The organism is Streptomyces sp. NPDC002573, from assembly GCF_042889625.1.
GTDB lineage: Bacteria > Actinomycetota > Actinomycetes > Streptomycetales > Streptomycetaceae > Streptomyces > Streptomyces gibsoniae.
This window is the reverse complement of sequence record NZ_JBIARC010000164.1, coordinates 1-6,641: the sequence shown is the minus strand read 5'-3', so window position 1 is coordinate 6,641 and position 6,641 is coordinate 1. Positions and strand designations below refer to the sequence as shown.

General features: G+C 69.7%; 6 protein-coding genes. 3 read left to right on the top strand and 3 right to left on the bottom strand.

Annotation, left to right across the window (positions count from 1 at the left end):
• Positions 1-210: 210 nt before the first annotated feature.
• The 3 genes from ACFYX0_RS46135 to ACFYX0_RS46125 are packed head-to-tail and all read right to left on the bottom strand — an operon-like array spanning position 211 to position 4,127.
• The gene (locus tag ACFYX0_RS46135) at positions 211-1,353 is read right to left on the bottom strand and encodes an XdhC family protein (protein WP_388981411.1); all 1,143 of its coding nucleotides are present in this window, start codon (positions 1,351-1,353) and stop codon (positions 211-213) included.
• Positions 1,354-1,359: 6 nt separating this feature from the next.
• A complete protein-coding gene (locus ACFYX0_RS46130) occupies positions 1,360-1,836 on the bottom strand; it encodes a (2Fe-2S)-binding protein (RefSeq protein WP_388981409.1) in 477 nt (158 codons plus the stop codon).
• An 8-nt stretch (positions 1,837-1,844) separates the two neighbouring features.
• Positions 1,845-4,127: a molybdopterin cofactor-binding domain-containing protein gene (locus ACFYX0_RS46125; RefSeq protein WP_388981406.1), complete on the bottom strand. Its 2,283-nt coding sequence runs from the start codon at positions 4,125-4,127 to the stop codon at positions 1,845-1,847.
• Positions 4,128-4,392: 265 nt separating this feature from the next.
• Here ACFYX0_RS46125 and ACFYX0_RS46120 point away from each other — a divergent pair, with 265 nt between their 5' ends.
• From ACFYX0_RS46120 to ACFYX0_RS46110, 3 genes are all read left to right on the top strand, one after another.
• Positions 4,393-5,607, top strand: a complete 1,215-nt coding sequence (locus ACFYX0_RS46120; RefSeq protein ID WP_388981403.1) for a PucR family transcriptional regulator — start codon at positions 4,393-4,395, stop codon at positions 5,605-5,607.
• An 85-nt stretch (positions 5,608-5,692) separates the two neighbouring features.
• A complete protein-coding gene (locus ACFYX0_RS46115; RefSeq protein ID WP_388981399.1) occupies positions 5,693-5,794 on the top strand; it encodes a hypothetical protein in 102 nt (33 codons plus the stop codon).
• Between the two features lie 389 nt (positions 5,795-6,183).
• Positions 6,184-6,641: TrmB family transcriptional regulator (locus tag ACFYX0_RS46110; RefSeq protein WP_388981396.1), on the top strand; the 458-nt coding region annotated here is incomplete at its 3' end.

Here is a 6,641-nt window from a genome sequence, read left to right as displayed (position 1 = left end):
GGAGGCGCAGAGCACTCCGGCGCTCCGCGCCTCCGACCCAAGGATGGCCTTCACCCCCGCCCTGAAGGGCGGAGCACTGGCCAAGATCAGAGGTAAGAGGACGACACGGCGGCGTCAGGTCTGCCGGCGGACGTGGAGTCGCGCGACGCAGCGCCAAGAAGCGTGTTCGGGCTCGGGACGCGGTCCTCTTCGAACGGCTGCTGACCACGCTCAGCGAAATCTCGGAGAGCGCGCTGCATCTGAGGCCCGCCGACGATGAACAGGACCGACGCCGCCGGTCAGCGGTGTGCCCGTGCCGCCGCGGCGGACAGCCACGATCTCGGCCGCTATCGACACGGCCGTCTCCTCCGGGGTACGCGCGCCGAGGTCGAGCCCGATCGGTGAGTGCAGCCGCGCGAGCTGTGCTTCGGTGACACCGGCCTCCCGGAGGAGGGCGAGCCGCTGGTCATGAGTGCGGCGTGACCCCATGGCGCCGACATAGGCCACCGGAAGGCGCAGTGCCCGGGACAGCAGCGGGATGTCGAACTTCGGATCGTGAGTGAGGACGCACACCAGGCTCCGCCCGTCCAGGGTCTGCGTGTCCAGGTAGCGGTGCGGCCACGCGCCGATCACCTCGTCGGCCTCGGGAAACCGTTCCGCCGTGGCGAAGACCGGGCGCGCGTCGCACACGGTGACGTGGCAGCCCAGGAACTTGCCGACGCGCACCACGGCCGCGGCGAAGTCGACGGCACCGAAGACGAGCATCCTCGGCGGCGACGCCCTCGACTCCACCAGGAGTCGCAGCGGCGTCCCGCACAGGCCGCCTCGGGCACCGAACTCGACGGTGCCGGTTCGCCCGGCCTCCAGGAACGCGGCGGCCTCGGCCTGTACGGCGGCGTCCAGAACCGTATCCCCGAACCCACCGACGGCGACGTCGCTCCCGGTCAGCCACAGCGCCCGCCCGACGAGTCCGGGGGGACCGGCGATGACGCTGGCCACGGCTGCCGGTACCTCGACGGCCGCTGCCCGCTTCAGCCCGGTCCCCCACTCCCCGGAGTCACCGGGGTCGACCGGCCGGACGAAGACCTCCAGGGACCCGCCGCAGGTCAGGCCGACCGCGAAAGCGTCCTCGTCGGAGTACCCGAAGCGGTGCAACTCGCTGCGACCGGACGCCATGGCCGCACGGCATGCCTCGTACACGGCCGCTTCCACACATCCGCCGGAAACGCTCCCGACCACCGTTCCCTCGTTGTCGACCGCCATCCCCGCTCCCGGCTGCCGGGGTGCGCTCCCCGAGACGGAGACGACGGTCGCCACGGCGAACGCCCTACCCTCGGCGCACCACCGTGCAAGTTGCTCGGCAAGCTCCAGCACGGCGCCTCAGTACTTCTTCGCGCCGGCCTGGATCGCCTCGCGGATGCGGTGGTAGGTACCGCACCGGCAGACGTTGCGGATCTCGTCGAGGTCGGCCTCGGTGATCTCGCGGCCCTCCTCGCGGGCCTGGCGGACCTTGGCGACGGCGGTCATGATCTGGCCGGGCTGGCAGTAGCCGCACTGAGCGACGTCGTACTCCAGCCAGGCCTCCTGCATGGGGTGCAGGTCCTTGCCGACCGTGGCGGGCAGGCCCTCGATGGTGGTGATCTCGTCGTCGGCACCGATGTCCTTCACCGGCACCGAACACGGGTTGAACGCCTTGCCGTTGATGTGGCTGGTGCAGGCCTGGCAGACGCCCAGCCCGCAGCCGTATTTCGGTCCGGTGACACCGAGGACGTCTCTGAGCACCCACAGCAGCCGGACATCGTCCTCGATGTCGACGGTCATCCGCTTGCCGTTGAGGATGAAGGTGTGTTCGGGCACAGGGTCTCCTAGAAGGCGCGGTCGAGGCCGTCGGTGGGCGACGCGGGGATCGGCGGGGTGGTGGGCAGTGGCTCGAAGCCCAGCGGTCCGGTGTGGTTGAGGGGGAAGCTGGTGGGCATGGTGCCAGTGGCACGGCCGTAGGCGCAGGCCACGGCGGCCGCCGCGCCCGCCACGGCCAGCTCGCCCGCACCACCGGGCTGCCCGGTGGTCGGCGGCATGACGACGATCTCCAGCTCGGGTGGGGTGTTCCACTGCCGGGTGTAGAAGTAGTTGTCCCAACTGCCCTCCAGGAAATGCCCGTTGTCGAGGTGGAGGCCAGAGCTCAGGGTGATCGCGATGCCGTCCATGATGCCGCCCATCATCTGCGCTTCGAGCCCTCGCGGGTTGATGGCAAGGCCGACGTCGACGGCGCACACGACCTTGGTGACACGGGGGCCGGTGTAGGCGTCGCGGACCTTGCGGCCGGTGGTCTCCGGTCGGCAGTCGATCTCGGCGAGGACGGCGACGAAGGCGTGGTACTCGGGGTGGAGCGCGATGCCCTGCGCCGTACCGGCGGGCATGCTGCGGCCCCACTCCCCGAGGTCGGCCACCTTGTCCAGGACGGCTCGCGCCCGTTCTTCCTTTAGGAACTCGCGGCGCATACGGTACGGGTCCTTGCCCATCCGCTTGGCCAGCTCGTCAACGACCAGTTCCTGCGCGCAGCGCACGTTGGGGGAGTAGATGTTGCGCATGGAGCCCGTGTGGAAGCCCTTGTCGGTCTCGCTGAGCAACTGGGTGACGACACCGAACTGGTACGGCGTCTGCTGACTGAGCGCGAAGATCGTCTCGGAGAAGGTCAGATCGCCGACGGGCAGTCGCGCGGCCTCGGCAGTGATGATCTCGCCGACTCCGTGCCCGAAGTCGGTGGCGACGGAGGTGTGCCTCTGGTCGTAGGTGAGCACCTGGCCGAGCGCGTAGGTGGCACGCACCCGCGAGGTGGCCATCGGGTGGGTGCGGCCCTGTCGGAAGTCGTCGGTGCGGTGCCACATCAGCTTGACCGGCTTGCCCATCGCCTGCGAGATCTCGGCGGCCTCGGCTGCGGCGTCATGGAAGAGTTTCCGCCCGAAGGAGCCCCCGCCCTCGGTGACATGCACCTTCACCGCGGAGACGGGCAGTCCCAGCTTCAGCGCGATCTGCTCCTGGGCGACGATCGGGGACTTCAGGCTTCCCCAGATCTCGGCCGAGTGCGGCCGTACGTCGGCGATGGCGCAGTTGGTCTCCAGCGCGCTGTTGCTCGCGAAGTGGAAGGTGAACCGGGCGTCGACCGACTTGGTCAGCAAGCCCAGTGCAGGGAGCGGGAGTTCCGCCTTGCGGAGTTCGTCACGGATGGTGTCGTCACTCTTTCCCTCGGCCGTTCCCGGACCCCAGGAAAGCTTCAGCGCGCGCACGGCGTCGATGCACTGACCGAAGGTACGGCCGCGGACCGCGACCCCGGTGGAGACGGTCACGACGTCGGTGATGCCGGGCATGGCCCGCACCTCCGCGAGGTTCGCCACCGACCCCCCAGTGCCGTTGACCGTCGGCGGCCGGCACACCATCGTCGGCAGGGCGTCGATGACCTGTAGGTCCATGGCGAACTTCTTGCGGCCGGTCACCGCTTGAAACGCGTCGATGCGCCGCTGCGGGGTGCCGATGACCTCGAACTCCGCGGCCTCCTTGAGCTCGACCGATACCTGGCTGTCGGTCATGGAGGCGGCCCTTTCCGCCAGTTCGCCATAGGTGAGACTGCGACCGGAGGCCGACGAGGTGATCACCCCGGCCTTGGCGGTCAGCGCGTCCAGGGGCTCCCTGAGTTCCAGGGCCGCCGCCTTCAGCAGCCGCCCCCGGGCCACCGCCGCGGCGACGCGGATCGGCGTGAAGGTGGAGATCGTGGTGTTGGAGCCGCCGGTGAGCTGGTTGAACAGCAGTTCCGGCCGGGCGTCGGCGAGCATGACGCGGATCCGGTCCAGTGGCAGGTCCAGTTCCTCGGCGATCAGCATGGCGCTTGACGTCGTGATGCCCTGCCCGACCTCCGCCCGGGGCAGCGCGAAGGAGGCCGTACCGTCGGCGTCGACACGGATCGTGATCAGGTTCGTCGTCGGCAGCGCCGCGTCGGTGAGCATGTCGTTGAGGTCGTAGATCTCTGCCGGCCCCGGCAGGGAGGGGACAACCGCCGCCGCCTCGTCCGGGGCGAGCACCGCCTCACCGAGTTCCGCGGCCACGGTCAGCGTCGACGCGGCCAGCACATATCCGAGGAATCTGCGACGCCCCATCCCGGCCGTTCCGGGCTCTTGTTTTGTTCGCGAAGAGCGCGTCTCCCTGTCCGTCAACTGTCCTCCCGACAACGCGCATTGCTGCTGTCCATGTGATCTCCTCCGATCCGCCATGACTTGTGCACACGCCCCATGTGCGCGGCCACGGCGAGGCACCGCCGCCGGTGATTCCACCGCTCACCGCGGGTTTCGGCCATAGGCAGGGGGCGGGAGAAGGCGACGCGGGACTGTGCCGGTGCACAGTCCCGCCGACTACACTGAGGCCGTGGCGACGCAGCTGAGGGCAGGCGACCGGGTCGTCGAACTGGTCGGCCGCTTGCTGACCGAGGTGGACCGGCTCGCGGAGGACCTCACCGACAAGATCCTCGGAGGCGAGCACTCGTACGCCGAAAGCACGCTTCCCGGCCGGGACCAGTTGCGCGCGGTGGTGCGCGACAACCTGTCGACGATGTTCGCGACGCTGCAGGGGCGGCCCAGGACGCTGGAGGCGCCCCGTGCCGCTGGGCGCCTGAAGGCCGAACAGGGCATTCCGCTGGCCGCACTCCTGCACGCGTACCGTTTGGCCGGCCGCTTCGTCTGGGACCGGCTGCTCGCGCTGGCCGTCGACGAGGAGAGCATGGTCCAGCTGCTGCACATGGCCTCCGACATGTGGGCGGCCATCGACGACTACTCCGGTGCGGCAGCCGACGCCTACCGGGCAACCGTCGAGGACCAGTCACGTCGTGACGCCACGGCCCGCAGCATGATGCTCACCACCCTGCTTGACGGCAGGGCCGGCACGAACGCGAGCGCATGGGAGATCGCCCGCGTCCTGGACCTTGACCGGCAAGGCCCCTATCTGGTGGTCTGTGCCGAAGTCCACGACGGGGTCGAGCCCTTGCCCAGCGTGCGCGGCCGCCTCCGTGCCGCCGGAATCGGCTCCGAGTGGATCCAGCAGATAGGGGCGTGGGTGGGCCTGCTGTCCCTCCCGGGTGAGCACGCCATCGCGGCGGCGATCGGCCAGCTGTCCGACATCGCTCTGTCCCGGATCGGGGTCAGCCGCGCCTTCACCTCGCCCGTGAAAGCCCCGGCGGCCTGGCGGCAGGCTCAACTGGCCGTACAGTGCCTGCCACATGGAACCAACGGCACCCATCTGTACGGCAGCGCGCCGGTGTCCCTCCTGGCGGCCGCCTCCCCCGACACGGCAGAGGAAGTCGCCCTGGCGGTCCTCGGCCCCCTCCTAGCCCTGCCCCCGCAAGAACAGGTCACCCTGCTGGAGACCCTGCACGCATGGTTCGCCGGCGGCGGATCGACCACGGCGGCGGCCGACCATCTGCACTGCCATCGAAACACGGTGCTGTACCGCCTCAACCGCATCGCCGAACTGACCGGTCGCCGCACCACCGACGCGGAGTGCTCCGCCGAGCTGTACATCGCCCTTCAGGCCGTACGTCTGGGTGGCCGGCCCGGGTCATTCGGGACGCGCGGCACGATGGACTGAGCCTATGACACACCAGTTCCACGGTCGGCTCCTGTGTGCTCTCCCAACAGAAAACTGAGCAATTTTGAAGGACAGAGTTGTCATCGTGACCGGCGCCGACTCCGGCATCGGCGGGGCCACCGCCCGATTGCTGCGCGAGGAGGGGCATCATGCGGTGGCCTCCGAGCGCCGGGAGCTCCCGCTGTAGCGCCTGGAGCGCGAGACCGGCGCACTTGCGTATCCGTCTGACGCGGGCGCCCCCGACGCTGCCGAAGGTCTTGTCCGTACGACCCTCGACGCCCACGGTCGCCTAAACAGCGTCGTGCTCGACGCGGCGCAGTACGGCGTAGCTGTCATCCAGCATGCCCGGCCGACCCGGACACCCTCAGCCGCGCGGCCACCGGCGCTGGGTGACCCTGTGCGTCACAGCTCGCGACGCCGCGGGCACACGGTCTGCCAGCCGGTGCAGCGCGCCTACGCCCTGTATCGGTAGGTAAATCCCCCGGGGCGCGTGCCCTGACGTGTGCCCCCTTGCTCTACGCCTCCAATGCAGTACGGTGTTCAACCGTCGAAGTCCAAGATCCCGGGAGTCCGTCCATGGTGCTGGAGGTCACCGGCATCTCCCACGAGGAGGAGGCCCTCTACCGGCTGCTCGTCACATCCGGCAGGGCCACCCCGGCGGACCTGGCCCCACGTGCCGGTCTGTCCGACGCGGACGCCGCGCGGATCCTCGACGCACTCGCCTCCAAGGGCCTGGCAAGTCATACGGATGGCACACCCCGGGTGTTCCGGGCCGCTCCCCCGGACGTGGCACTGCTGCCCCGGCTCAAGCGCAGCGCCGACGCACTGGAGCTGGCCCGGATCGAGGCCGCCCGCCTCGTCGAGTCCTACCGGGACACAATGCGCAGGCACGACGCCGGCCAGCTGCTTGAGGTCATCACCGGAGCGGAGGCCCTGCGCCAGCACCTGAGGCAGATCCAGGCCGGCGTGCAGGACGAGATGCTCTGGTTCTGCAAGGCCCAGTACGTGGCCATGCCGTCAGGCAGCAACGCCGA